This is a genomic window from Williamsia sp. DF01-3 (assembly GCF_023051145.1).
GTDB lineage: Bacteria > Actinomycetota > Actinomycetes > Mycobacteriales > Mycobacteriaceae > Williamsia.
Genome location: NZ_JALKFS010000005.1, coordinates 5,224,708 through 5,250,048, shown reverse-complemented (window position 1 = coordinate 5,250,048; position 25,341 = coordinate 5,224,708). Strand labels below are relative to the sequence as shown.

General features: G+C 64.6%; 28 protein-coding genes and 2 pseudogenes. 20 read left to right on the top strand and 10 right to left on the bottom strand.

Annotated features, from left to right (window positions below):
• Positions 1-220: 220 nt before the first annotated feature.
• From nadB to MVA47_RS26505, 3 genes are read right to left on the bottom strand one after another with little or no spacing between them, the layout of a single operon-like run.
• Positions 221-1,759 (bottom strand): L-aspartate oxidase, encoded by a 1,539-nt coding sequence (gene nadB / locus MVA47_RS26515; protein ID WP_247210527.1) that lies wholly within the window; start codon positions 1,757-1,759, stop codon positions 221-223.
• 18 nt (positions 1,760-1,777) lie between these two features.
• Complete coding sequence (locus tag MVA47_RS26510; RefSeq protein WP_062796611.1) at positions 1,778-2,254, bottom strand: helix-turn-helix domain-containing protein; 477 nt, start codon at positions 2,252-2,254, stop codon at positions 1,778-1,780.
• 56 nt (positions 2,255-2,310) lie between these two features.
• On the bottom strand, positions 2,311-2,670 hold the full coding sequence (locus MVA47_RS26505; RefSeq protein ID WP_247210526.1) for a VOC family protein: 360 nt from the start codon (positions 2,668-2,670) through the stop codon (positions 2,311-2,313).
• Positions 2,671-2,731: 61 nt separating this feature from the next.
• Between MVA47_RS26505 and MVA47_RS26500 the strand changes: the two genes are divergently transcribed.
• Entirely contained in the window at positions 2,732-3,391 is a 660-nt protein-coding gene (locus MVA47_RS26500; protein ID WP_247210525.1) for a hypothetical protein, read from the top strand.
• A 12-nt stretch (positions 3,392-3,403) separates the two neighbouring features.
• Here MVA47_RS26500 and MVA47_RS26495 read toward each other — a convergent pair whose 3' ends face one another.
• The gene (locus tag MVA47_RS26495) at positions 3,404-4,072 is read right to left on the bottom strand and encodes a TetR/AcrR family transcriptional regulator (protein WP_247210524.1); all 669 of its coding nucleotides are present in this window, start codon (positions 4,070-4,072) and stop codon (positions 3,404-3,406) included.
• A gap of 115 nt (positions 4,073-4,187) precedes the next feature.
• Between MVA47_RS26495 and MVA47_RS26490 the strand changes: the two genes are divergently transcribed.
• From MVA47_RS26490 to MVA47_RS26465, 6 genes and pseudogenes are all read left to right on the top strand, one after another.
• Positions 4,188-4,874: a hypothetical protein gene (locus tag MVA47_RS26490; protein WP_247210523.1), complete on the top strand. Its 687-nt coding sequence runs from the start codon at positions 4,188-4,190 to the stop codon at positions 4,872-4,874.
• Positions 4,871-5,680 (top strand): SDR family NAD(P)-dependent oxidoreductase, encoded by an 810-nt coding sequence (locus MVA47_RS26485; RefSeq protein ID WP_247210522.1) that lies wholly within the window; start codon positions 4,871-4,873, stop codon positions 5,678-5,680. Before MVA47_RS26490 ends, MVA47_RS26485 begins: the two co-directional genes overlap by 4 nt.
• Positions 5,677-7,097, top strand: a pseudogene (locus MVA47_RS26480) (cytochrome P450). Before MVA47_RS26485 ends, MVA47_RS26480 begins: the two are co-directional and overlap by 4 nt.
• Positions 7,098-7,254: 157 nt before the next feature.
• The gene (locus MVA47_RS26475; protein WP_247210521.1) at positions 7,255-7,554 is read left to right on the top strand and encodes a metal-sensitive transcriptional regulator; all 300 of its coding nucleotides are present in this window, start codon (positions 7,255-7,257) and stop codon (positions 7,552-7,554) included.
• A 13-nt stretch (positions 7,555-7,567) separates the two neighbouring features.
• Positions 7,568-7,771 (top strand): heavy-metal-associated domain-containing protein, encoded by a 204-nt coding sequence (locus tag MVA47_RS26470; protein ID WP_247210520.1) that lies wholly within the window; start codon positions 7,568-7,570, stop codon positions 7,769-7,771.
• Positions 7,772-7,774: 3 nt separating this feature from the next.
• Complete coding sequence (locus MVA47_RS26465) at positions 7,775-10,048, top strand: cation-translocating P-type ATPase (protein WP_247210519.1); 2,274 nt, start codon at positions 7,775-7,777, stop codon at positions 10,046-10,048.
• Positions 10,049-10,063: 15 nt separating this feature from the next.
• Here the strand turns inward: MVA47_RS26465 and MVA47_RS26460 are convergent, their stop codons facing one another.
• A complete protein-coding gene (locus tag MVA47_RS26460) occupies positions 10,064-10,498 on the bottom strand; it encodes a MarR family winged helix-turn-helix transcriptional regulator (RefSeq protein WP_247210518.1) in 435 nt (144 codons plus the stop codon).
• A 45-nt stretch (positions 10,499-10,543) separates the two neighbouring features.
• Between MVA47_RS26460 and MVA47_RS26455 the strand changes: the two genes are divergently transcribed.
• Positions 10,544-11,077, top strand: a complete 534-nt coding sequence (locus MVA47_RS26455; protein WP_247210517.1) for a hypothetical protein — start codon at positions 10,544-10,546, stop codon at positions 11,075-11,077.
• A gap of 24 nt (positions 11,078-11,101) precedes the next feature.
• Here MVA47_RS26455 and aqpZ read toward each other — a convergent pair whose 3' ends face one another.
• On the bottom strand, positions 11,102-11,872 hold the full coding sequence (gene aqpZ, locus MVA47_RS26450; protein WP_247210516.1) for an aquaporin Z: 771 nt from the start codon (positions 11,870-11,872) through the stop codon (positions 11,102-11,104).
• Positions 11,873-12,079: 207 nt separating this feature from the next.
• On the opposite strand from aqpZ, the gene MVA47_RS26445 reads away from it, so the two are divergent.
• The gene (locus tag MVA47_RS26445) at positions 12,080-13,054 is read left to right on the top strand and encodes a pirin family protein (RefSeq protein ID WP_247210515.1); all 975 of its coding nucleotides are present in this window, start codon (positions 12,080-12,082) and stop codon (positions 13,052-13,054) included.
• A 41-nt stretch (positions 13,055-13,095) separates the two neighbouring features.
• Complete coding sequence (locus MVA47_RS26440) at positions 13,096-13,449, top strand: GNAT family N-acetyltransferase (protein WP_030176496.1); 354 nt, start codon at positions 13,096-13,098, stop codon at positions 13,447-13,449.
• A 29-nt stretch (positions 13,450-13,478) separates the two neighbouring features.
• Here the strand turns inward: MVA47_RS26440 and MVA47_RS26435 are convergent, their stop codons facing one another.
• Together MVA47_RS26435 and MVA47_RS26430 are read right to left on the bottom strand one after the other, a co-directional pair.
• On the bottom strand, positions 13,479-13,805 hold the full coding sequence (locus MVA47_RS26435; RefSeq protein WP_247210514.1) for an AzlD domain-containing protein: 327 nt from the start codon (positions 13,803-13,805) through the stop codon (positions 13,479-13,481).
• Positions 13,802-14,512, bottom strand: a pseudogene (locus MVA47_RS26430) (AzlC family ABC transporter permease). The gene MVA47_RS26435 and the pseudogene MVA47_RS26430 overlap by 4 nt, the downstream one beginning before the upstream one ends.
• Before the next feature lie 100 nt (positions 14,513-14,612).
• Between MVA47_RS26430 and MVA47_RS26425 the strand changes: the two are divergent.
• From MVA47_RS26425 to MVA47_RS26415, 3 genes are all read left to right on the top strand, one after another.
• Positions 14,613-15,164, top strand: a complete 552-nt coding sequence (locus tag MVA47_RS26425; RefSeq protein ID WP_247210513.1) for a helix-turn-helix domain-containing protein — start codon at positions 14,613-14,615, stop codon at positions 15,162-15,164.
• A gap of 80 nt (positions 15,165-15,244) precedes the next feature.
• Positions 15,245-16,108, top strand: a complete 864-nt coding sequence (locus tag MVA47_RS26420) for an LLM class flavin-dependent oxidoreductase (protein WP_247210512.1) — start codon at positions 15,245-15,247, stop codon at positions 16,106-16,108.
• A gap of 75 nt (positions 16,109-16,183) precedes the next feature.
• Complete coding sequence (locus MVA47_RS26415) at positions 16,184-17,635, top strand: FAD-binding protein (RefSeq protein WP_247210511.1); 1,452 nt, start codon at positions 16,184-16,186, stop codon at positions 17,633-17,635.
• Here MVA47_RS26415 and MVA47_RS26410 read toward each other — a convergent pair.
• Entirely contained in the window at positions 17,632-18,153 is a 522-nt protein-coding gene (locus tag MVA47_RS26410) for a GtrA family protein (RefSeq protein ID WP_247210510.1), read from the bottom strand. The two genes, MVA47_RS26415 and MVA47_RS26410, sit on opposite strands and share 4 nt — an antisense overlap.
• A 136-nt stretch (positions 18,154-18,289) precedes the next feature.
• Positions 18,290-18,958: a fasciclin domain-containing protein gene (locus tag MVA47_RS26405; RefSeq protein WP_023954357.1), complete on the bottom strand. Its 669-nt coding sequence runs from the start codon at positions 18,956-18,958 to the stop codon at positions 18,290-18,292.
• A 248-nt stretch (positions 18,959-19,206) separates the two neighbouring features.
• Between MVA47_RS26405 and MVA47_RS26400 the strand changes: the two genes are divergently transcribed.
• From MVA47_RS26400 to MVA47_RS26375, 7 genes are all read left to right on the top strand, one after another.
• Positions 19,207-20,793 (top strand): molybdopterin-dependent oxidoreductase, encoded by a 1,587-nt coding sequence (locus tag MVA47_RS26400; protein ID WP_247210509.1) that lies wholly within the window; start codon positions 19,207-19,209, stop codon positions 20,791-20,793.
• An 8-nt stretch (positions 20,794-20,801) separates the two neighbouring features.
• Positions 20,802-21,401 carry an ECF RNA polymerase sigma factor SigK gene (gene sigK / locus MVA47_RS26395; protein ID WP_247210508.1) on the top strand — a complete coding sequence of 200 codons (600 nt, stop codon included), beginning with the start codon at positions 20,802-20,804 and terminating at the stop codon, positions 21,399-21,401.
• Positions 21,394-21,663, top strand: coding sequence for a hypothetical protein (locus tag MVA47_RS27360; protein ID WP_374474336.1), 270 nt, complete (start codon positions 21,394-21,396; stop codon positions 21,661-21,663). The genes sigK and MVA47_RS27360 overlap by 8 nt, the downstream gene beginning before the upstream one ends.
• Complete coding sequence (locus tag MVA47_RS26390; protein ID WP_247210507.1) at positions 21,594-22,139, top strand: anti-sigma factor; 546 nt, start codon at positions 21,594-21,596, stop codon at positions 22,137-22,139. The genes MVA47_RS27360 and MVA47_RS26390 overlap by 70 nt, the downstream gene beginning before the upstream one ends.
• A 247-nt stretch (positions 22,140-22,386) precedes the next feature.
• Positions 22,387-23,499, top strand: coding sequence for a Re/Si-specific NAD(P)(+) transhydrogenase subunit alpha (locus tag MVA47_RS26385; protein WP_247210506.1), 1,113 nt, complete (start codon positions 22,387-22,389; stop codon positions 23,497-23,499).
• A 1-nt stretch (position 23,500) separates the two neighbouring features.
• Entirely contained in the window at positions 23,501-23,827 is a 327-nt protein-coding gene (locus MVA47_RS26380; protein WP_062796646.1) for an NAD(P) transhydrogenase subunit alpha, read from the top strand.
• On the top strand, positions 23,824-25,266 hold the full coding sequence (locus tag MVA47_RS26375; protein ID WP_062796648.1) for an NAD(P)(+) transhydrogenase (Re/Si-specific) subunit beta: 1,443 nt from the start codon (positions 23,824-23,826) through the stop codon (positions 25,264-25,266). The genes MVA47_RS26380 and MVA47_RS26375 overlap by 4 nt, the downstream gene beginning before the upstream one ends.
• Positions 25,267-25,341: the final 75 nt, after the last annotated feature.

Genomic DNA, 25,341 nt, shown 5'->3' with positions numbered 1-25,341 from the left:
GTCTAGCGGACGATCAGCGTGGTATCAGTCTACGCGGTTCGAACACACATTCGATAGTCATCTATTTGGATGAACCCGGCCCGGAACCCGCGGACAAGCGGGAACGTCAAAGGCGGGAGGACGATCGGCATCCACGAAAACTGAAGCAGGAGAGCCGTTATGAGCAGACTGGTGAGCCAAGGCGCTATACACCCACCTGGAAATCAGCGGGCCGCGTGCGTCAACCCGCGATGGGCGCAGGGGCCTCGGGGTAGTCCACCCGATGGTGGCAACCCCGCGACTCTTTTCGGGCCAAAGCGCCGGCGACCACCAATCGTGCGGTGGCGGTCAGGGCAGCATCTTCGTGGTCGGCACCATCCAGCAGTGGCCGACGCGGCACCGCGTCGAGGTGGTCGGCGAGAGCCATCAGCCCTGAATGGTCGCGAGATAGGGCCGCGCTCGCGGACATTCGGTCCTGGAGGTCTCGACGTGGGGCGACAGGTGCGTCGAGCTCGGTCGCGACGTCCGGTCGCAAGGCGCCTGGGCGTCCGGCTCGGCCGGCGGCTGCCTGCGCGACCCGCAGTCCCATCACCAGTCCTTCGAGCAAACTGTTGGACGCCAACCGATTTGCACCATGAAGGCCTGTCCGGGCGACTTCGCCTGCGGCAAACAATCCAGGAACGGTGGTGGCGCCCTCGGTATCGGTGACAACACCTCCACAGACATAGTGAGCGCCGGGCACCACCGGGATGAGGTCGGTGGTGGGGTCGATGCCAATTGCTGCGACACCGGCGGTGACTGTGGGGAAGCGGCGGCCGAAGTTCGCGATGTGGCGGGCGTCGAGGTAGACGCAGCGGTGGCCGGTGCGCGCCATGGCGGCACCGACCGCGTTGGCGACCACGTCGCGCGGAGCGAGATCACCGAGGGGGTGTACGCCTTCGGTGACCGAATTACCTTCGCTGTCAACGAGTCTTGCGCCCTCGCCGCGTAGTGCCTCGGTGATGAGTGTGCGCCTGCCGCGTTGCCCGGGGCGGTACAGCATCGTGGGATGGAATTGGATGAACTCCATGTCCGAGACCGCCGCACCAGCCCTGTGCGCCAGGGCGATGCCGTCACCCGTCGAACCGAGTGGGTTGGTGGTGGCCGCATAGAGGTGCCCGACCCCGCCGGTCGCGAGAATCAGCGTGGGCGCCAAGATGTCTCGGAATGAGCCGCCGGAGCGTCCGACGCGCACCCCGACCGCTGCGCCGTGCTGGTCCTGCAGAATCTGCTGGGCATACGATTCGTCGAGCACGGTGATGCTGGGTTGGGCGAGCGCGCGCACCGCCAAGGACCGTTGCACCTGCGCACCAGTGGCGTCGCCGCCGGCGTGAATGATGCGACGAACGCTGTGTCCACCTTCTCGCGTCCGCAGGAAGCGCCCGTCGTCCCCGATGTCGAAGTGCGCGCCCCAGCTGACCAAGGCCGAGACCGCGGCGTGGCCCTCCGAGAGGATGGACTCGGTGGCTACAGGGTCGGTGAGACCGGCACCCGCGACCACGGTGTCGCGGGTGTGCAGTGCGACCGAGTCCTCCGCGTTGGTGGGCTCCACCACGGCGATGCCACCCTGCGCGAAGTAGGTGGCGGTGTTCGGTGCCGGATCGTCGGGACGCCAGCCGCTGCCCTTGTTGAGAACGATCACCGCGAGCCCGGATTCGGCGGCTCGAACGGCCGCGGTGAGGCCTGCGACACCCGCACCGACCACTACGAGATCAGCACGCAGCGCAGCGTCGGCAACCATGGCTGAGGAGTCTATCCGTCAGCGTTTGACCAGCGATATCCGCAAGTCGTCGAGGGGGACTTCGGTGCCGTCAGGCGTGGTCAGTCCCACGTGCACGGGCTCACCCGTCACGTTGGATTGCAGCTGCAGCGGCTTGCCCTTGGGCTGGAAATACTTGTCTCCCCACTGCATGAGTCCGAACAGCACGGGAACCAGGTCGGTGCCCATCTCGGTGAGCCGGTACTCGTATCGCGTGCGTTGACCAGGTTCCTGATACGGCGACTTCTCCAGGAGACCTGCTTCGACAAGTGCTTTGAGTCGCGCGGATGCGACTGCGTCGCTGACACCGACCCGCCGCGCGAATCCGTCGAAACGAGTCGTGCCGTACATGGCCTCACGCATGATCAGCAATGCAGTCCTGGTCCCGACCACCTCGAGGGCGCGGACTATCGAGCACCGGTCGCCCGGCGTCCACCGATCGAGGTCGGCCAACTTCTCGTCGAGAACTGCAACCATGGCAGCAACTATACGCGGCCTGACTTCGTCTGACAGCAGTCAGAAGGAAGCTTCGGCTACTCCAAGACAAGGCAGAACGGGTGGCCCACCGGGTCGAGGTACACCCGGAAACCGGGATGTTCCTGACCCTCGACCTTGCGCGCTCCGAGGTCGAGTATCTGTGGTTCGGCCGACTCGAAGTCGTCGACCTGGATGTCGAGATGGAACTGCTGACTGCCGTTGGGGTCGGGGAACTGCGGGGGTACATAGCTGGTTGATGGTTGAAATGTCAGTTTCGCTTTACCCAAACCACAATCGAGCGTGACCCATTCGGGATCGCTTGTATCCAGCTCGCCACCGAGAACATGCTGGTAGAACCGCGCGAGCCCGACCGGATCCGGTCCGTCGAGGGCAATGGCATTAACGAAACCGATCATCAAAACTCCCAACTCGTGTGTCGGACTCGCCACAGCATCGCGATGAGGCCAAGATGTAGCGGTGGCGACCGAATTCGACCTGTGTTGGTCCACGGTAATCGCTGCCTCCGACACGTATGAAGCGTTTGTGCACGCGCCGGAGAACGGCTGGGTTCAACGATGCCGCCTGGGGCTCGGTCACGACGGGACGCACGGTAGTGACGGGGGAGCCGAGCCGCCCGATGCGCGGCGGACCTGGGTGCTGTGGCTCGACGGCCAGCCCGGCCAGCGTCTGGCGGAGCTCGAGAGCTGTGTGGCATCCGACGGAGTTCACGGAGGCAGTTGCGTTCTGTTCGCCGACCATGGTGGACCCCACCGATTCGCCCCGCCCTCGAAGATGCGTGGCTTCGGGGCACCGTACCGGTCGGAGCCGCAAATCAGCCGGAACGGTTCTCGCAACGGCACCCTCGTCACCGTCGGTGATGTCGCGTCTCGCGAAATGGCACCAGAGGCCCCACCTCGTCGACACCGCGAACCCGACCCGGAGCAAGAGGAGACGGCGGAGTCACCCCGGGACCCCGCGTCGAGCGGAGTGAGTCCGGCCGGTGATCAACCGGAGTCGGACCGGGCGGCCGGCCACTCGCGTACGCCCACGGTCGACGAAGCGCTACTCGCGGTCGCGGATGCCCTGACCGATCTGGCGCGTGCGTTGCGTCATCGCCCTGCTGAACCGCAACGGTGAAACTCGGGACGGTTACGCACCCGGCCGGGCATCGAGCCTCGACCGCGCCATATCCGACGCGCTTTCGCCGAGCGACAACCAGATTGCGGCGATGTCGTCGATCAACTGATTGCGCTCGACGGAAAGGTCGCCGTTGACCCACGACAAGATCGTCTGTGCGGTACCGCCGATGACAAACGCCGGGGCCGTGAAGGCCAGAGAGTCCTGTTCCAGTTCGACGTCGTGGATGCGTCGTGCATGGTCGACGAGGATGGCCGTCAAACCCCCGATGGCAGCCCGTCGGGTGTCCTCCTGACCTGCGGACGTCGGTACGCCGCCGAGTAGGACAAGCGCCTTGCGCCGATCGGTGCCCAGGACGTCGACCAATGCGCCCACAGTGTTCTTGGCCTGCACCTCAAGAGGCGAGTCGAGTGTCGCGAGATACGCCGCAACGGCCGCACCGCCGACGTCGGCGGCGACGCTGTCGATGACGGCGTCGGCGAGCCGGTCGAGGTCGTCGAAACTCTCGTAGAAGTACCGCTTGTTCAGTCGGGCCTGAACACACAGGCTGGCGACGGTGGCAGACCGCCAGCGATTCTCGGCCATCTCTGTCAATGCCGCATCGATGAGACCGGACCGGCGCTTCTCGACACGTGCAGATGCGGAAGCGCCCCCGTAGTTCCGCGTGCTGCCGGTAGTCACGCCCACAGTTTTGCATCTTCGTCCGCCAAAGGTCTTGATTGCCCACGTCCATCTGGTACCGTCCCGTTCCAGATACAAATTGGAACAGAATTGTACCAAAATTGGGAGGCCACGTATGTCGGTGCAAGAGCAAGAGGTCGGCTCGTCGACGGGGGATGGGGAATCGGCTTCCGCCGTGTGTTCCATGGCCTCGGAGTTGCGGGAGTTGGCAGTCGCACGTCCGACCGTCGCCCGGGGAGCGGCGTGGCAATACATCAAAGAACTCGGTGCCCGAAACGACAGAGAAGCGTTGGCGGAGTTGTTCGGTGAAGGTGTGGCCCCCGACGGTCCGGACGGCAAGATGGAGGGGTTGATCGTCGGCAAGCTGTTCGGCATACCCGAGGCCCACCTGGCCAACCCTTTGATGCGCATCAACCCGACATGGCGGGGAAAGACCTTCGACCTGGGCGCCGGAACGGGATTCAACAGATTGGCGCTGATCGCTCGGCTGGCGATGCCGGTTGTCGCATTCGGGTACCGCGGGCTGCGGCGCGGACGGGGCGAGGTGGAGGGTTTCGACTTCGAGCACGCGATCGACAAAGGCTTGATCGAGCCCCGAGTCATGGTGCGCGCCCTCGACTACGGTGTGCCGAAGTACAAAAATCCCGGTGTCCGCACCTTCCCGATCAAGAGGACGCGCGACGAGATCGTCGAGCTGGTTCCCGGGGTCTATCTGGGGCGTGCCCTGCTGACCATGCCTGGTGGTGAGATCCGCCTCATCGCCTACTTCGCGCTGCGTGAGCCGATCGGCAGCCCCCTGTGATCGACCTCGATGGTGCCCGCGTCTGTGTCACGGGCGGTGCTCGCGGGATCGGTCGCGCCACAGCAGCCGCCTTGGCCGAGAAGGGTGCCATCGTGACGATCGGCGACATCGATATCGATGCTGCTTCGGCTACGGCCGATGAGCTGGGAGTCCGGGCAGAAGCTCTCGATGTCACGGATGAAAAGAGCTTTCGAGAGTTCTTGCTGGCCGCCGCGGACGGCCACGACATCGACATGCTCGTGAACAATGCCGGCATCCAACTGATGGGTCGCTTCGTCGATTCCGAACTCCAGGCGCTGCACCGCGAACTCGCCATCAATCTCGGCGCGGTGGTGACGGGAACCCACCTGGTGCTGCCCCACATGATCGCCCGCGGCCGGGGTCACATCGTCAACGTCTCATCGATGGCCGGCAAGGTCTCGACACCAGGCATGGCGACCTACTGCGCTTCCAAGTTCGGAGTGGTCGCACTCTCACGTGCCATCCGCGCCGAGATCGTCGGCACCGGGGTGAGCGTGACGACGGTGATGCCCGCTGCCACCCGGACCGACCTGACCTCGGGAGTGACTTTGCGCCTGCAACCGACACTGGAGGCCGACGACGTCGCGGCGGCGATTGTCGCCAGCGCCGGTCACGGTAGATCAGAGGTCACGGTCCCTCGTTGGCTGGCGCCGATGGGCGTGGTCGAACAGGGTGTGCCGGAACGGCTTCTGCTGCAGGCCAAGCGACTCGTGGGTGGCAAGGAACCGGGTGCGTTCGATCCGGGCGGTCGCCGGGCATACCTCGACAGGACCCAGATCCGATGAGGCCTACGCGGGCAGGGGTCACCGACACTCTGCAGCGGGGTTCGGCCCGCCTGGCCTCGCTGTACCCGTCTCCGGCGGAACCGCTCGCCGCACCCCCCGAAGGCCGTGGACTCGAACCTGTCATGGGCAGCTACGGCATTCCCGGTCTGGGACACGTATTGGAGAGCATCGCCCATCCTCTCGACTTCGGGCGTGAGCGATACCGCCGGTTCGGGCCGGTGTCGTGGACCGGGGCCGTCGGCTTCCGAGTTGTCACCGTGACGGGCCCGGAAGCGCTGCAGGAGGTCTGGCTCGACAAGAACAAGGTGTTCTCGAGCGAGAGGGGATGGCACCCCGTGATCGGCCCCTTTTTCCATCGGGGCCTCATGCTGCTCGATTTCGACGAGCACATGTTCCATCGACGAATCATGCAGCAGGCGTTCACGCGTCCCCGTCTCGACGGCTACTTGGCGTTGTCGCGGCCACTCGTGTCCGGGATCCTCGCCACATGGGCCCCTGGCGAGCAAGTCCCTGTGTTCGACCACACCAAGGAGTTGCTGCTCGCGATGGCGAGTCAGGTGTTCGTCGGCGAGCCCCCCGACAGCTCGACTGCGACTGATCTGTCGCGCGCGTTCGACGACGCGGTCCGGGGAGCGCAAGCGGTTGTCCGTCAGCCGGTTCCCGGTGGGCTGTGGGCTCGCGGTCTACGGGGCAGGCGGACTCTGGAGCAGTACTTCCGGACGGCCGTACCGAGACGCCGTGGTCACACCGGCGACGACTTGTTCACCGTGTTGTGTCAGTCGCGCACCGACGAGGGCAACGTCTTCACCGATGAGGACGTCACCAATCACATGATCTTCCTGCTGATGGCGGCGCACGACACCAGCACCATCGCGCTGTCCATGCTGCTCTATCACCTCGGCAAAGACCCTGAGTTGCAGCAGAACCTGCGAGAGGAGGTCGCCGCCCTTCCTGCCGATGCATCGATGGACGAGCTCAACTCCGCGCACCTGCTGGACTGCGCCTTCAAAGAGTCACTGCGGATGTATGCGCCTGCGGGGACGCTGTTCCGTCAGGCCATGTCCGACACCAGCATCCTGGGCCATCACATACCTGCGGGCACCGAGATCGCACTGAACGTACATCTGTCGATGCGATTGGACACGTGGTGGTCGCGGCCAGACGTCTTCGATCCCGGTCGCTTCGATGACCCTGCAGTTCTGAAGGAGATGCATCGCTACGCGTGGTCGCCCTTCGGTGCGGCGCCCACAAGTGCATCGGGATGCACTTTGCGGCCATGACCGTCAAAGCGGTGCTGCATCGCCTTCTCCTCGACTTCTCTTGGACGGTGCCCCGCGACTATGTACCTCTGATGACCTGGGGAACCGGTCCGATGCCCGCTGACGGACTGCCGGTTCGGCTCCGCCGGATTCGATGATCACGCCGCGACCTATCAGCCCAGCCTCCCGTCCCCGCGCCTGACGGGCCGATTGACTCGATCCCCGCACCTGGGCAGTTCCGACCGCTCCACTCCTCGACTTGGGTACGGTAGGGGGTATGGTAAACCGGTGAGAACAACGGGCGAAAGAGGGCACATGGCCGACGAGCACCAACACCACGGCTACATCAACCGCAAGGACGACTACCTCGAGCGGCTGCGCCGTATCGAAGGGCAGGCCCGTGGGTTGCAGCGGATGGTCGAAGACGAGAAGTACTGCATCGACATCCTCACCCAGGTGGCGGCGATGACCAAGGCACTACAAGCGGTGAGCCTGGGACTGCTCGAGGAGCACATGTCGCATTGCGTCGTCGACGCAGCCCGCCAGAGCGAAGAGCAGGGTCAGGAAAAAGTCAAAGAGGCCACCGAGGCGATCGCCCGGCTGGTCCGGTCGTAGAAGGAGGGTGAACATGAGCGCGCAGACCTACACGGTGGTGGGGATGACATGCCAGCACTGCGTCGCATCGGTCACCGAGGAAGTGTCCGAGGTGCCCGGTGTGGACAAGGTGGACGTGGACCTGGACAGCGGCGGGCTCACCGTCCACAGTGAGCAGCCGGTGGGCCGGGACGAGATCGAGGCCGCGGTGCACGAGGCCGGATACCGGCTGGGCTGAGCAATGAGTTCGACTACGCCGACGAGTTCTACCGGAGACGCGAAAGCGGCTCTCCCACAAGCACATGTCGACCTCGAGATCGCTGGGATGACGTGTGCCTCGTGTGCCAACCGCATCGAACGCAAGCTCAACAAGCTCGACGGCGTGCAGGCGACGGTGAACTACGCGACCGAAAAGGCAAACGTCGCGTATTCCGATCCGGTCGCCACCGGCGACTTGATCGCTGCTGTCGAGGCGGCCGGCTACCGGGCGAAAGCGATCGAGGAGCATCCCGATTCCGCCGTCGACGACCACGATGACGACGGCCATGATCAGGAACTGAACCGCCTGCGTCATCGCACGCTGGTCAGCGTCGCCCTCTCCGTTCCCGTGATCGCCATGGCGATGATTCCGCTTCTGCAGTTCGACAACTGGCAGTGGCTCTCGTTGACACTCGCAGCGCCTGTGGTCGTGTGGGGAGGCTGGCAGTTCCACCGGGCGGCAGCGATCAACCTGCGTCACGGCGCTGCGACGATGGACACACTCGTGTCGGTGGGAACCATTGCCGCGCTGGGCTGGTCGCTGTACGCACTGTTCTTCGGAGCCGCAGGTGATCCCCAGACCGCACACGGCGGGATGGAGATGAGCTCCTCGGACGGGTCGGCCAACATCTACCTGGAGGCGGCGGCGGGAGTCACCACCTTCATCTTGGCCGGCCGGTTCTTCGAGATGCGATCCAAACGCCGTGCGGGAGCGGCCTTGCGAACGCTCCTCGGTCTCGGCGCCAAAGACGTGACCGTGCTCAGGGGTGACACCGAATCGCTGGTGCCCATCGGAGACCTGGCCGTCGGTGACCTGTTCGTGGTGCGGCCGGGCGAGCGGATCGCAACCGACGGTGTGGTGGAAAGTGGCTCGTCGGCAGTGGATGCGTCGATGTTGACCGGTGAATCGGTGCCGGTCGAGGTGAACGAAGGCGATGCGGTCGTCGGCGCAACGGTGAACGCCGGAGGGCGGATCACCGTACGCGCGACCAAGATCGGTAACGACACACAGCTCGCGCAGATGGCGAGGCTTGTGGAACAGGCGCAGAACGGCAAGGCCCAGGTGCAGCGTTTGGCCGACCGGATCTCCGGTGTCTTCGTTCCCGTGGTCATCGCGCTCGCGCTGGGCACCCTGGCGGTGTGGCTGCTGCTCGGATATGACGCTGCCGATGCCTTCACCGCGGCGGTCGCCGTGTTGATCATCGCGTGCCCCTGCGCACTAGGGCTGGCGACGCCGACCGCGTTGATGGTCGGGACCGGCCGCGGGGCCACGATGGGAATACTGATCAAGGGACCCGAGGTGCTCGAGTCCACCCGGCAGGTCGACACCGTGGTGCTCGACAAGACCGGCACCGTGACAACCGGTCAGATGACCTTGACGGAAGTTGCCGTCGCCGACGGTGAAGAGACCGATCATGTTGTGCGCGTGGCCGGAGCGGTCGAGAACGCGTCCGAACATCCGATCGCGCGTGCCATCGCCGACGGCGCACGCGAGCGCACCGGGCCGCTGCCTGCAGTTCGGGACTTCGTCAATTCCGCGGGCCTCGGGGTCCAGGGTGTCGTCGACGACGTGGAGGTGCTTCTGGGTCGACCACAACTGCTGACCGACCGAGGCAACGAGATACCCGGTGAGCTGGTCGCCGCATTCGAGCGGGCGGGTTCGGAAGGCCAGACTGCTGTCGCGGTCGCCTGGGGCGGACGCGCCCGCGGCGTGCTCGTGGTCTCCGACGTGGTGAAGGCGACGTCGCGGCAGGCCGTTGCGGAGTTGGTGGACCTCGGTCTCGAGCCGGTGTTGCTCACCGGTGATCACGAGAGTGTCGCCAAAGCGGTTGCCGCACAGGTGGGAATCACCACAGTGATCGCGGGGGTATTGCCGTCTGCGAAGGTCGATACGATCAAGGACTTGCAGGCACAGGGAAAAACCGTGGCGATGGTCGGCGACGGTGTCAACGACGCCGCCGCTCTGGCTCAGGCCGACCTGGGACTGGCGATGGGCACGGGTACCGACGCCGCGATCGAGGCCGGGGACATCACCCTGGTCCGGGGTGACCTGCGGGCCGCAGGCGATGCGATTCGCCTGTCTCGCGCAACACTTCGCACCATCAAAGGAAATCTGTTCTGGGCGTTCGGATACAACGTGGCCGCACTGCCACTGGCTGCACTGGGATTGCTTAGCCCCATGATCGCCGGCGGGGCGATGGCGTTGTCATCGGTATTTGTCGTCGGAAACAGTTTGCGGCTGAGGAGCTTTCGCTGACGGTGGGACACCGGCCTACTGGTTGTCGAGGGCGGTGATCAGGGTGCGGACGATGGTGCGCGTGCTCTCGAGTTCGTCCATCGTGATGTGTGTGCGGGTGAGCAACCGGGACCTCTCGACGTCCGATTCCCGCACCAGTTCGGCCGGGATCGCGCCGCCGGCGCTGGTGAGTCGGAGTAGGGGTGAGGTCTGATGGTCGGGATTGTCCTGGCTCTCCAGAAGCCCTTCACGTACGAGGTCGCCGCAGACGCGATGCACGCTCTGGCGGGACAGGCCAAGGCGTCGTGCAGCTCCGGCCACCGTCGACGGTTCCGAGAGGACGCTGAGCACGTGCCAGCGGGCAACGGTCTGTCCGGTCCGTCGAGCCACGTCCTCACTCGTCCGGCGCGATGCGCCGGCGAGTTCGTAGACGTCGGCGATGAGCAATCGGTAAGCCTCCGCTTTGTTCACCTACCCAGCCTGGCATACGCGTCAGCAATCTGACAATATGTCAGCATGCTGACGGATTTCGGAGGCGGCAACGCCTTGGCCGCCCACTTGCATTCCCCTGGGCCGGCTCGGGGCGGAGCTGAGCATTTGTGGGCTTTCGGCAGATTCGTGGGGTCGTGGCACATTCGCTGGATACCGGCGGCGGCAACGGACTCTCCCGAACTCGACGGAGAGCTCCACTTCGGGTGGGTCCTGGGTGGTCGTGCGATCCAGGATGTGTGGATGGTGCCCGGGGCTGGTCTTGCGCCGCCGGAACGGGGGTTTCGAGCGTTCCACGGATCAACCATCCGGTTCTACGACCCGTCGATCGCAGCCTGGAGGTCAACGTGGGTGGAGCCGATCAATGCACGTGTTCGGAAGTTCGTCGGCGAGATAGGCGACGGAAATATCACTTTGACCAGCACAGATGACGAACCAGTGCTTCGGTGGCGCTTTGCCGACATCACCGACAACACCTTCACATGGACAGGGGAGTTCTCCGACGACGGCGAGAACACCTGGACTCTCGAAGAGACGATGCTCGCCACCCGGGTTGCGTGACGGCCGGCTGTCGACAGGGCAGGTTCAGGCAGACACCGCTGGATTGGGGATCTGATCGAGTTCGGGTTCGTTTGCACCCTTGTCGAAGACGAGCGGATAGAGAATGCCGGCCAACAGTGCGCCTACAAGCGGCGCGACCCAGAACAACCAGAGCTGACCGGGCGCGCCATTGCCGTTGAAGAACGCCACCGCCGTCGATCGCGCCGGGTTCACCGAGGTGTTGGTGATCGGGATGCTGATGAGGTGAATGAGGGTGAGGGCCAGACCGATTGCGATGCCCGCGATGCCTTGCGGCGCTCGGGTGTCGGTGGCACCCAGGATGACGATGACAAAGATGGCGGTCAGCACGATCTCGGCCACGAGTGCGGCCCACAAGGTGTATCCGCCCGGCGAGTGGTCGCCGTAGCCGTTGGCGGCCATCGAACCCTCGGCCTCGAACCCTTCTTTGCCATTGGCGATGAGAAGGATGATCGCGCCGCCGATGAGGCCACCGATCACCTGCACGACGACGTAGCCCGGTACGTCTTTCCATTGAAAACGTCTGGCCAGAGCGGCGCCCACCGTGACGGCCGGGTTGAAATGTCCACCCGAGATGTGGCCGAGCGCGTATACGCCGGTCAGAACGGTGAGGCCGAAAGCGATGGATACGCCGAGGAACCCGATACCGAGCTGGGTCCCGTCGTCGTCCGCGATCACCTTCGCTGCGAAAACGGCGCTGCCGCAACCTCCGAGAACGAGCCAGAACGTTCCCAGTGCTTCGGCAGCTAACTTTTGAACTGTCGTCGGAGCAGACATTTTCGGATTACCTCCACTAGTGGTCTAGCTGTGGCACACGATTTAGACTCGGATGGAACGACGCGGTCACCTGACGATCTTTCCGTGAATCGGCTGGTTGCTCATCGAAAGTATTACCACCGTCACCCAATTCGTGAGCCCAGGATTGCGGATTGAAATGTCACAAAATGAAAATGCCCGCCGACAAGGTGAAGAATGAGGCCCAGTATGAGCAACGTGGTCAACGGTCCGGAAATCGATTGCTCACCGGCCCCCGGAGATCGGCATCACGTGCAGATCCTGACGTCGCGCGACGTTCCGTTGGGCGGTCCGCGTGCCATGACCGTCCACCGCACATTGCCTCAGCATGCCCGGTCCCTGATCGGGGCCTGGTGCTTCGCCGACCACTACGGCCCGGCGGATGTCGGGACCACGGGTGGAATGGACGTGCCACCACACCCGCACACCGGGTTGCAGACGGTGAGCTGGCTTTTCACCGGCGAGATCGAGCACCGCGACAGTTTGGGTGTGCACGCTTTCGTCCGCCCGGGCGAGGTGAACCTGATGACTGCGGGTCATGGGATCGCCCACTCGGAGGTCTCGACGCCCGACACCACCACGTTGCACGGCGTCCAACTGTGGGTGGCCCTTCCTGACGAATCGCGCGATACGGCGCGGAACTTCGAGCACTTCGTTCCCGAACCGATCGCACTCGACGGCGGCCGGGTGTGTGTCTTCATCGGCGATCTGCTCGGAAAGTCGTCGCCGGTCACCACGTTCAGCCCGCTGCTGGGCGCTCAGATCGATCTCGACATGGGTGCGTCCGTCACCATCCCCGTGCATCCCACGTTCGAGCACGGTGTGCTGGTGGACCAGGGCTCGGTCAGTGTGGAAGGAGCCGAGGTGGGGCAGACGGAGTTGGCCTACCTGGCTCCCGGGCACCACCACATCACATTGCAGAGTTCCGACGAACGCCCGTGCAGGATGATCCTGTTGGGCGGCACACCATTCGGCGAGGATCTGGTGATGTGGTGGAACTTCGTCGGACGCAGCCACGAGGAGATCGTGGAGTACCGGACGCAGTGGCAGGCGCAAGCCGACCGGTTCGGACACGTCGAGGGCTACGTGGGTGGCGTAGAGCGCCTGCCTGCACCGACATTGCCGAATGCCAGGATCAAACCACGTCTGGCCGCTGAGTCCTGATGTCGGTGGAATAGCGGATACCTCGGAAAGGTTGTCGTGGCATGACTCAAAACAGCTCCACCATCACCGACAAGACCGGCGCGCCTGTGACCGTTGCACCCGATCCGGACAAGCGCCGGTACACGGTCTCCGTGGACGGCGAGGTCGTCGGGTTCGCAGCCTACGCAGACCGCGAACAGAGTCGGGTTTTCTACCACACCGAGGTACAGGAGGCGTTCGGAGGACGCGGCCTGGCCACGATCCTCGTCTCAGAGGCGCTCGATGATGTTCGCGCACAAGGCAAGCGGATTGTTGCGGTGTGCCCGCTGGTCTCGGCCTTCCTGAAAAAGCATCCCGCTTACGCCGACATCACGGACCCGGTCACCAAAGACATCTTGACCTGGCTGGGCGCCTGACAGTCCGGCTCGGCGCCCGAATGCCGGTGTCAGGGGAGCCCGGCCAGGCGCAGTAGCGCTGCGCACGCGGCTGCGGCGGCCACGACAACCACGAAAGGCGCCCGGCGCCAGGCGAGGACGCCGCCGACGGCGACGCCGACGATGCGTGACGGCTCCGCGAAGTGCTGATCGTCGATGAGTGTGGAGGTCGCCACGAGCGCGGCCAGCAGGACAACGCTGCCGACGGTGGTGAGCCGGTGGACGTTCGGAGGTATCGTCACCCGAGCTGCGAGCACCGGCCCGACGAAGCGAAAAGCGTACGTGCCCAACGCCAATACCGCGATGCCGACGAGCAGGACGGGCGTCGAGGTGTTCATTCGATGGCCGCACGTCGACGGCGGGGGATCGGAACGACGAGCACCAGCGCAGCCAAAGCGAGTAGTACCGGTACGCCCACCGGGGTGAAGAATGAGGTGCCGACGGCGATGACGGCACCGGCGAGCGCGGCATTGCGGGTGGCTCGCTCGCGCATCGCGGGCAAGATGAGGGCGAGGAGGACCGCCGGGAACGCGGCGTCCAATCCGAAGGCGTCGGTGTCGGTGATGAGTGTGCCGCCCGCCGAACCGGCGAGGACCCCGACGTTCCAGGCGACGAAAAGTCCTGCGCCGCAGGCTCAATAGATCGCTCGGCGCATCTTCGGTGCGTCCTGCGCAAGCGTGAAGGCAACCGATTCGTCGATCATCAGGTGCGATCCGAGCAACCGCCATCCGAGGGACCTTCCGAGCACGTCGCCGATCGAGAAGCCGAACAGGATGTGCCTGGCATTGGCCAGCAACCCGGCGGCGACCGCGGCGAAGATCCCACCGCCGGCGGCGAGGATCGCGACAAATGTGAACTGAGATGCTCCGGCGAACACGACCACCGACATCAACAGGGGCATCCAGAGGGGGAAACCGCTGCTGACGGCGATCGCGCCGAAGGACAGTCCGACAACGCCCACGGCGACACAGACGAGTGCGACGTCGCGAGCGGTGGCGGCATCAAGCGAGATGCCGAGCCGCGGTGTTCGCCATATCGAACGCATGATCAACATGGTGAACGATGTCCGTGGTGTTCGTCAAGCCGAACGAAGGTAGTCTGAGCCGAACGGCACGGGGAGTTGTCGGCGAGACCGGAGGTCGGACATGGCTGGAGCGCCACTGCAGGCAATTGCCGCAGCACTGCAACGCGAACGGAAACGAACGGGGCTCTCGCTCGCCGAAGTGGCTCGCCGCGCGGGAGTCGCCAAATCGACGCTGTCCCAACTCGAGGCCGGCAACGGTAACCCGAGCGTGGAGACGCTGTGGGCGCTCAGCACCGCCCTCGATGTGCCCTTCGCCCACCTCGTCCAGCCGCCGACCCCACGCGTACAGGTGATCCGATCCGGTGAAGGTCCTGCAGTGGCGTCGGAGCAGTCCGACTACATGGCGACTGTGCTGGCCGCCTGTCCGCCACACGCCCGCCGCGACATCTACCTGATCACGGCGCAACCGGGCGAACCGCGGGTGTCCGACCCCCACATGGCCGGAGTGGTCGAGCACCTGGTGATGGGCAGTGGTCGAGCGCTTGTCGGACTCATCGATGACCCCATCGAGCTGGGCCCGGGCGACTACATCAGCTACCCGGGCGATCTGCCGCACACGTTCAAAGCCCTCGAACCGGACTGCACGGCGGTGCTCATCACCGAACACGTGTGACAGGTGTCGATGAAATAACGCCGCAGCACCGGTCCATACGGGTGAGAACAAACAACACCGGGACCGAAGGAGGTGCGGCGATGGCGGCAATCCGCCGCGGTATCAGCTTGCCCACCTTTGGCCCGCTGGCCGGACCCGATTCGGTCGCGCAGATCGCCCGCACCGCCGATGACCTCGGCTTTCACAGTGTGTCCTCGGCCGACCGTCTGTTGCTACCGGCCGACGCCGGACCCCTCGGCCAAGCCTGCCAGACGCCCCGGCCGGTGTGGGATTGCATCGAGATGCTGACCTGGGCCGCCGCGCACACCACCAGGGTCCGGCTCGCGACCACGGTGGTGCATGCGCTGTTTCAGCCGCCGGTGGTGCTGGCCCGGCGGCTGGCGACCCTCGATCGGCTCAGCGGCGGACGACTCGACGTCGGGATCGGCCAGGGCTGGACGCCGCATGAACACGAGTCGGCGGGGGTGTCGATGACCTCCCGGGTGGACGCACTCGCCGAACATCTGGAATTGATGCGCCGATGCTGGCGCCCCGGCCGGGTTTCGTTCGAAGGCGAGCACTACCGGCTGCGACCGAGTTGGGTGGAGCCGAAGCCTGCCCAGCCGACACTGCCCGTGTACGTCGCGGCGATGACACCGCAGGGCATCGCGCAGGCGGCGGCCATTGCAGACGGCTTCATGTATCCGGTCACCACCTGGACCTCGGCCACCGAAGCGATCGGCCTGTACCGGGAGGCCGGGGGCCGCGGCCCGGTTGCGCTACGGCTCAATCCGATCCGCGACTCCCTGTCCGGTGCACTCGACCGGTTCGCCGAGACCCTGCCCGCCGATCTGGCGCAGGCGAGTGAACTCGGCGCGAGCGAGGTGCACTGGGAGCTGAACCAATCGACCATGACGCTCACCGAACAGTGCAAGGCCATGGCACTCATCACCGAAATGACCTAAATTAGAACGAGTTCTAGTTTGACGATTTGTCCGATATGGCGGTCGTCTGACGGTCAAACAAGTGAGGAAGTCGCGATGCAGGCGGAGTTGCCCGAGGTAGTGCCCGTTTCCGAGGTGTCGGAATGGTCCGATGAGGTGGACGTCGTGGTGGTCGGGTGCGGCATCTCGGGCGGCAGCGCGGCGGTGGAGGCCGCGTCGGCCGGTGCCCGTGTGCTGGTCCTCGAGCGAGCGGCGGCTGCAGGCGGGACATCGGCGATGGCCGGTGGCCACTTCTACCTCGGCGGCGGCACACCGGTGCAGCAGGCGACCGGGCACGAGGATTCGCCCGAGGAGATGGAGAAGTACCTCCTTGCCGTCTCCCGCGATCCCGAACCGGACAAGATCCACGCCTATTGCCAGGGCAGTGTCGAGCACTTCAACTGGCTCGAGAGTCTCGGATTCGAGTTCGAGCGGTCGTACTACCCGGAGAAGGCCGTCATCCAGCCCGGCACCCAGGGCCTGATGTTCACCGGCAACGAGAAGGTCTGGCCGTTCTGTGACAAGGCCAAGCCGGCGCCGCGTGGTCACAAGGTGCCCGTCAAAGGCGATACCGGTGGTGCGGGCATGGTGACCGAGCTCCTGGTGAAGCGGCTTGCCGAGACGGGTAACGAGATCCGGTACGAGACCGGCGCCCGCAACCTGGTGGTCGACGAATCCGGCGCTGTTGTCGGGCTGAAGTGGAAGCGATTGCAGGAGACCGGTTTCATTCGCGCAAAAGCGGTGATCATCGCGGCCGGCGGGTTCGTGATGAACGAATCGATGGTCGCCGAGTTCACGCCGGAACTGGCAGAGAAGCCGTACACCCTCGGCAGCACCTACGACGACGGGCTGGGGATCCGGTTGGGCGCGTCGGTGGGTGGCGGGCTCAAGCACATGGATCAGTCGTTTGTCACCGCGCCGCTGTACCCGCCGTCGATCCTCCTGACCGGCCTTGCGGTCAACAAAGACGGCCGGCGTTTCGTCAACGAGGATTCCTACCACTCGCGCACATCGGCATTCGTGATGGAGCAGCCGGACGCGATCGCCTACCTCATCGTGGACGAAGCGCATATGGAACGGCCGGAGTTCCCTCTCGTCCCGTTCATCGACGGCTGGGAGACCGTGGCCGAGATGGAGGACGGGCTCGGTATCCCGTCAGGGCATCTGCAGAAGACGCTGGACCGGTACAACGAGAACGCCGCCCGCGGTGAAGACCCAGACTTCGGCAAGCGTGCGGAGTGGCTCGCACCCCAGGACAAGGGACCATGGGCGGCATTCGACATGTCGCTCGGCAAGGCGATGTACGCCGGCTTCACGATGGGCGGTCTTGCCACCTCCGCCGAAGGTCAGGTGCTCACCGACGACGGTTCGGTCATCACAGGGCTCTATGCCGCAGGCGCAGGCGCGGCGAACATCGCCCAGGACGGTAAGGGCTACGCCAGCGGAACGCAGCTGGGTGAGGGGTCCTTCTTCGGTCGTCGAGCCGGCCGGCACGCAGCGTCGCTCTAACGGGTTCTCTGGCCGCCGGCCTCGAGCTGGCGGGCCAGAGCCCGTGAGAAGACGTGCCGGAAGGTGAAGAACCGCACCGCTGTCGCGATCAGATTGACCAGCATGAGCAGGGCCAGTTCAAGCTTGCTCGAGGGGTGCTCTGAGATCTGGTGCAGGACGAACAGGGAGAAGGCGCTCAGCGACCAGCCGAACGCAAACACCGCGATGCCCTGCACGTGATGGAGCAGGATCATCCGCTGTCCCCGAAGCCGGAATGTGAAGGCGCGGTTGGCGCCGGTGTTGAGAACTGCCGCGATCAGCATCGAGACGAAGTTCGCTGCTTGCGCGCCGATCAGCGGATGAAGGCTCAGGTACATCAGCGCATACGCAGTGGTGCACGCGATCCCGACAGCACAAAAGCGCAGAACCTGAATTGAAACAGGTCTGCGCATGAAGTCGACTATGGTTCGCCGCTCGGCCGGATCGGACTCCGCCGGAGCGGTTTCGATCTGATCACCAGGGACCGGGCCTACCGTCACACCCCCACGATATGGGAGACCCTGGAAAATTGTGTTATCGGCATGCGACTCGGGCCGGGACGGCCGGTCGGGGGGTGAACCGTCCCGGCCCGAATCTTGATCTACCTCAGCTGTGAGATGACGCGTCGGGCATGGATCACATGGCCGGGGGCATCATCACGGTGTCGATGAGGTAGACGGTTGCGTTGGCGGTTTTCACACCACCACAGACCACTGCCGAATCGTTGGCCTTGAGCGAGTCGCCCGAGCCGGTCACGTTGACGGCCTGGCCCTCAACTGTGGTCTGCTCGCCCGCGACCTGCTCGGGGGTCAGCTGGCCCGGCACGACGTGGTAGGTCAGGATCTTGGTCAGCAGCGCGCTGTCGGTCTTCAGAGTCTCGATGGTGGCCGGATCGATCTTGGCGAAGGCATCATCGGTGGGCGCGAAGACGGTGAACTCGCCACCGTTCAGGGTGTCAACGAGGTTGACCTGCGGGTTCAGCTGTCCCGAGACGGCCTGGGTCAGGGTCTTGAGCATCGGGTTGTTGGATGCGGCGGTGGCCACCGGATCCATCGCCATGCCGTTCACGGAGCCCGCGCCGGTGGGGTTGGCCTCGGCGTATGCCGCGCAGCCCGGTCCGACCAGCGAGGCCGGCTCGGCGGAAGCGCTTGAGCCCGAGGTCATTTCGGAGGAGGTCATCGGTGCCGATGCCGCGGTGCTCGAGGACGAGTCGGAACTGTCGTCCGAACACCCCGCCACGAGTCCTACTGCCAGGCCGACGCCCGCCACGGTCACTGCAAGTCGCTGAATTCGTTTGAGAGCCATGTTCGCTGTCCTATCCATTGCTGTCTTGTACGGAGGCGCAAACGACTTCGTCCACCACCTTGTGGCGGAGTGTGTCGATTACTTGGTCGATCACTGCAGGTTCGAAGCTGTTCCGGAATCGGATGGGTGAGATCGAAAAACTTTTTCAAAGAGGTCATGACCATCCGTAACGTTCTCGGCGCCGAATCCCTCATCGATACCGACCCGATGACTTCTCTTGAAAGGCTGAGCAATTGCGAATCGCAGCGATGGCACGCGACGGACTTGCCGGTCTGATCGCGGTTGGCGCCGGCCTGGCGGCCGGTGAACTGGCGGCAGCCGCCGTCTCTTCTTACGCATCTCCTTTCTATGCAGTCGGCTCGTTCCTCGTCGACCGAGCCCCGGCTCCGGTCCGCGAGTTCGCGATCGACACCTTCGGAACCAATGACAAGCCGGTTCTGTTGTGGGGCATCGCCGGTGCGGTCGTCGTGCTCGCGGTCGTCGCCGGGATAGCCGAACGGCGCACAGTTCCAATCGGTTCAGCACTCATCGTCGCGTTCGGAGCCTTTGGTGTGCTCGCGGCGCTCCATCGGCCGACATCCGACATGTGGTACGCGGCACCGTCTTTGGTGGCCATCGTGGTCGGCATATTGGTGCTGAGGGGTTTGCGGGGTTTCCTCTTCAAAGGCCGGCGCGTTGAACGCGACGGTGGTGGCACCAAAGAGGTCTCCGCTCCTCTCGACACCGGGTCCCACGCCGCAACGAGCTCGTCCGACTCCGGTTCGCGGGGACTGTCGAGGCGACAGTTCGGCATCTCGGCTGGCGTGGTGGCGGCGGCCTCGGTGGCAGCCGCGTTCATCGGCCGGCAGGTGTCGACGATGGGCGATGTGATCGCCGACCGGCGTAGGGTCCGGCTTCCCCGTCCCGCCAGCGGTGCGGCGCCGATACCCGCAGGCACCGATGTCGGGATCGACGGCGCAACGCCGTTCATGACAAACAACGCAGATTTCTACCGCATCGACACCGCGCTCCAGGTCCCCAAGCTCACCACCGGTGAGTGGAGCCTGAAGATCCACGGCATGGTGGACAACGAGGTCACGCTGACCTGGGACGACCTGATGGACATGCAGGCGCAGGAGCGGATCATCACGCTCACCTGTGTCTCCAACGAGGTCGGAGGCAACCTGGCGGGCACGGCTCGCTGGACCGGCTACCCGATCAAGGACATCCTCGAGCGCGCAGGCGTGCAAGACGACGCCGACATGTTGTTCTCCACCAGCGTCGACGGCTGGACCTCCGGTACGCCCATCGACGCCCTGACCGACGGACGCGACGCGATGCTTGTCATCGGGATGAACGGTGAACCCCTGCCCCTGGAGCACGGTTATCCCGTTCGCCAGCTCGTGCCCGGTCTGTACGGCTTCGTCTCGGCCACCAAATGGGTCGTCGACTGGGAGATCACCCGCTTCGACAAGGCCGAGGCCTATTGGACCAAGAGGGATTGGGGCGTCAAGGCGCCGATCAAGACCGCATCGCGGATCGACAGGCCCGCAGGATTGTCGAAGTTGCCCGTGGGAGATGTGGTGATCGCCGGCACCGCCTGGGCGCAGCACCGCGGTATCGCGAAGGTCGAGGTGAGGGTCGACAACGGTCCGTGGAACACCGCGACCTTGGCCACCGAGTACTCCAATGACACCTGGCGACAGTGGTTCTGGACCTGGCAGGCCACCCCCGGCCAACACACGGTCTATTGCCGCGCAACTGACGAAACGGGGGCAGTGCAGCCCGAAGAGAGGGTCGCCCCCATCCCCGACGGAGCGACCGGTTGGCACAACCGGGTGTTCCGGATCGAGTAGGTGTTTTGATGACTATCGCTAGTGTCATGGATGTGACCGACCGAATTCCCGGAGCTCGGGTAGATCTAGCTGATCTGTTGATCAGGACGGCCGGCCATGATCGACAGGCTTTCGCCGAGCTGTACGACGCGACGGGTTCCCGTGTTTTCGGGCTGATCCTTCGAGTTCTGCGCGATCGTGGCTACGCAGAGGAGACAGTGCAGGAGGTGTATCTGCAGGTCTGGCAGAAGGCGGACAGCTTCGATCCCGCATCGGGGTCGGCTCTGAGCTGGCTGCTCACCATCGCCCATCGCCGCGCCGTCGATCGGGTCCGAAGTGAAGAAGCCGCAGGCAAGCGCGGCCACGACTACTCGGTCTCCAATGTGGAGACACCCACCGACACCGTCGCCGACTCGGTCGTGGCGGCCGAAGAACGATCCGACGTGATGGTGTGTCTCGGCAGCCTCACCGCCACCCAGCGGCAGAGCATCGAGCTGTCGTACTACGGCGGTATGACCTACCGGCAGGTCGCCGAGCGGCTAGACGCCGCACTCCCGACCATCAAATCCCGCATCCGAGACGGACTGCGACGCCTCAAGGAATGCTTGGAGGCGACCTCACATGGCTGACCACAGCTGGCTCGACGAGCACGTCGAGCTCTATGCGATCAACGCCCTGGACGACGACGAGGTTGAGCGCCTAGAACGCGAACTCGCCCAGGAGGCCGAACCCGTCCGATCTCGGTATCTGCGGGAAATCGGGCGCACCCGCGAAGCGCTCGTAGAGATGACCGCAGTTGATGCGACCCCCCGCCACCCCAGTTGCGTGAGGCGCTGCTCGCGGCGCTTCCGACCGCGGTGCCCCAGGCCGACGCCGAGTCGGCAAAGGTGATCAGCCTGGCCGAACGTCGTCGACGGTTCAGCATCGCGGTCGGTGCAGTGGCAGCGGCGCTGATCCTCGTAATCGGGGGTGTCATGGTCGGACGCGTCACCGCCCCCGAAGAAAAGGCGCCGGTGAGTGCGCTCGAACAACAGACCATGGCCATTCTCGGATCGGCGGACATGCAGCTGCAGCGGGACTCACTCAGCGATGGCGGAAGTGTCATCGTCGCGACGTCACGAGAGGTCAACCAGGCTGTTGTGATCGCTGAGGGCCTACCGCCGACTCCGCCCGGACAGACGTACCAGATGTGGTTGCTCGGCGAGGGCCACGATCCGACTTCGGTGGGGACGATGGGCGCCGAGCCCGTCCGGCAGGCCGTTCCGATCACGGATCTCACCGGTTCTGACCGGATTGCGGTGACCATCGAACCCGAGGGCGGCTCACCGCAACCGACAGGTGAGGTCGTCACCAACGTGCCGTTCTGACAACGTCCGTTGTTCATTTGCTTGGCTCAAACGCGCTGATCAAAGAGGCATGAGTCGAGATCTGTGTCACTCATCGCAGTGCGCTATGCCACACCGGGCAGGCCATTTGATCATGCTATGTTCCATCAAAGTGATGTGGCGTGCGCGTGTCGTGCGCCACATCAGGCATTGGTGGGCAAAAAATTCTGGGCGGCGGAAACCGGGCCGCACCGTGTGACTTGCCCGCACCCATGACGAGGGAGCGTGTATGAGTGTCGGCGTTGTGCGCGAGACGGCTGCGGGGGAGCGTCGGGTCGCGTTGGTTCCGAAGGTTGCGGCGTCTTTGGTGAACAAGGGTGTGTCGGTGATCGTGGAGTCCGGCGCGGGTTTGGGTGCGCTCATTCCCGATGAGTTGTATGTGGCTGCTGGTGCGTCGATCGGTGATGCGTGGTCGGCGGATGTGGTGGTGAAGGTTGATGCACCCACCGACGAGGAGATCGGCAAGCTGAAGTCGGGGTCGTCGTTGATCGGGTTCCTCGCGCCGCGCAATGCCGAGAATCAGATCGGGGCGTTGAAGTCTGCGGGGGTGCAGGGGTTTGCGGTCGAGGCGATCCCCCGGATTTCGCGTGCGCAGTCGATGGACGCGTTGTCCTCGCAGGGCAACGTGGCCGGCTACAAGGCCGTGATCTTGGCCGCCGAGCGTTCCACTCGCTTTTTTCCGATGTTGACCACGGCCGCGGGCACGGTGAAGCCGGCGACGGTGCTGGTGCTCGGCGTGGGTGTGGCCGGGTTGCAGGCGTTGGCGACGGCCAAGCGTCTGGGTGCACGCACCACGGGGTATGACGTGCGCCCGGAGGTGGCCGAGCAGGTCAAGTCGGTGGGCGGTCAGTGGCTGGACCTGGGTATCGACGCTGCCGGTGAGGGTGGTTATGCCCGCGAACTCACCGACGACGAGCGGGCCAAGCAGCAGCAGGCCCTCGAAGACGCGATCAAGGGATTCGACGTGGTGATCACCACCGCCCTGGTGCCCGGTCGCCCGGCGCCGCGTCTGGTGACCGCCGCTGCGGTGGAAGGCATGAAGCCGGGCTCGGTGGTGGTGGATCTGGCGGGTGAGACCGGCGGCAACTGCGAGCTGACCGAACCGGGCCAAGACGTAATCAAGCACGACGTGATGATCTGCTCGCCGCTGAACTTGCCTGCGGGGATGCCCGAACACGCCTCGGAGCTGTACGCCAAGAACATTCTTGCGCTGCTGGAGTTGATGCTCGACGACGAGGGCAACCTCGCCCCGGACTTCGACGACGAAGTGCTGGCCGCGGCGTGCGTGACACGTGAGGCCGCGACAACGAGTTCGGCTGCAGCCGGAAAGGCAGGTGCCTGAGATGTATACGGGTCTATTGGCGAATATCGCGATTTTGGTGTTGGCGGGTTTTGTGGGTTTCGCCGTCATCTCGAAGGTCCCCAACACTTTGCACACGCCGTTGATGTCGGGTACCAACGCCATTCACGGGATCGTGGTGCTCGGTGCGTTGATCGTGTTGGGCCGCTTGCCTGATGACGCCCCGTGGGGTGTGCGGATCATCGCGTTCGTCGCGTTGATCTTCGGAACCCTCAACGTGGTCGGTGGGTTCTTGGTGACCGACCGGATGCTGGGCATGTTCAAGAGCAAGAAGGCGCCGGTCGCGCCGGCCGAGGGAGCTGACAAATGAACAACCTCGTCCAGATCCTGTACATCGTTGCGTTCTCACTGTTCATCTTCGGTCTGTCCGGGCTGACAGGTCCCAAGACCGCGGTCCGTGGCAACTGGATTGCCGCGGCCGGTATGGGTTTGGCCGTGGTCGCGACGCTCATCGACATCCGTGACACCTATGCCATCAACTGGATCCTGATCGCAGCGGGTCTGTTGATCGGTGTGATCTTGGGTGTGCCGCCGGCCAAACGCACCAAGATGACGGCCATGCCGCAGTTGGTGGCGTTGTTCAACGGTGTCGGTGGTGGCACGGTCGCGTTGATCGCGTGGGCCGAGTTCATCGAGACGGCAGGGTTTTCCGAGTTCAAGCATGGTGAGTCCCCGACTATCCACATCGTGATCGGGTCGCTGTTCGCGGCGATCATCGGTTCGGTGTCGTTCTGGGGCTCGCTGATTGCTTTCCTCAAGCTGCAGGAGTTGATGAACAAGAAGGTCGAGAAGGCATTCGTCAAGAACGCCAAGACCTTCCAGCTCGCCAACATCGCCCTGTTGATCGTCGCGGTGGCGGCGTGTGTGTTCATCGGTGTCAACGCCACCCCGGGTGAGGGCTCGTCGCAATGGTGGATCGTGCTGGTGCTGATCGCCGCCGGCATCATGGGGTTGTTCGTGGTGCTGCCGATCGGCGGTGCCGACATGCCCGTGGTGATCTCACTGCTCAACGCGATGACCGGATTGTCGGCAGCGGCAGCTGGTTTGGCGTTGAACAACACCGCGATGATCGTGGCCGGCATGATCGTCGGCGCGTCGGGTTCGATCTTGACCAACCTGATGGCCACGGCGATGAACCGGTCCATCCCGGCGATCGTGTTCGGGTCCTTCGGTGGGGGCGGTGACGCGGCGGTGGGCGGTCCGGCCGGTGAGCAGGGCACCGTCAAGGCCACCAGCGCTGCTGATGCGGCGATCCAGATGGCCTATGCCTCGCAGGTGATCGTGGTTCCCGGTTACGGGCTCGCGGTGGCCCAGGCACAGCATGCGGTCAAGGACATGGCGAGCATCCTCGAAGACAAGGGTGTGGAGGTCAAGTACGCCATCCACCCGGTCGCCGGACGTATGCCCGGGCACATGAATGTGCTTCTGGCAGAGGCTGATGTCGAGTACGACGCGATGAAGGAAATGGACGACATCAACGGTGAGTTCTCGCGCACCGACGTCACCCTGGTCATCGGCGCCAACGACGTCACCAACCCCGCCGCCCGCAACGACCCGTCGTCCCCGATCCACGGGATGCCGATCCTGAACGTCGACCAGTCCCGCTCGGTCATCGTCCTCAAACGAGGCATGGCATCGGGTTACGCCGGAATCGACAACCCGTTGTTCACCGCCCCGGGCACCTCGATGCTCTTCGGCGACGCCAAGAAGTCCGTCGGCCTGGTCATCGAAGAACTCAAAGCGCTCTAGAGCTGTCACCGAAGCCGGATTGGGGCCAACTCAACCCCTCCGGCTTCGGTGAGCTCCTCCGGTTGCAACCGGAGG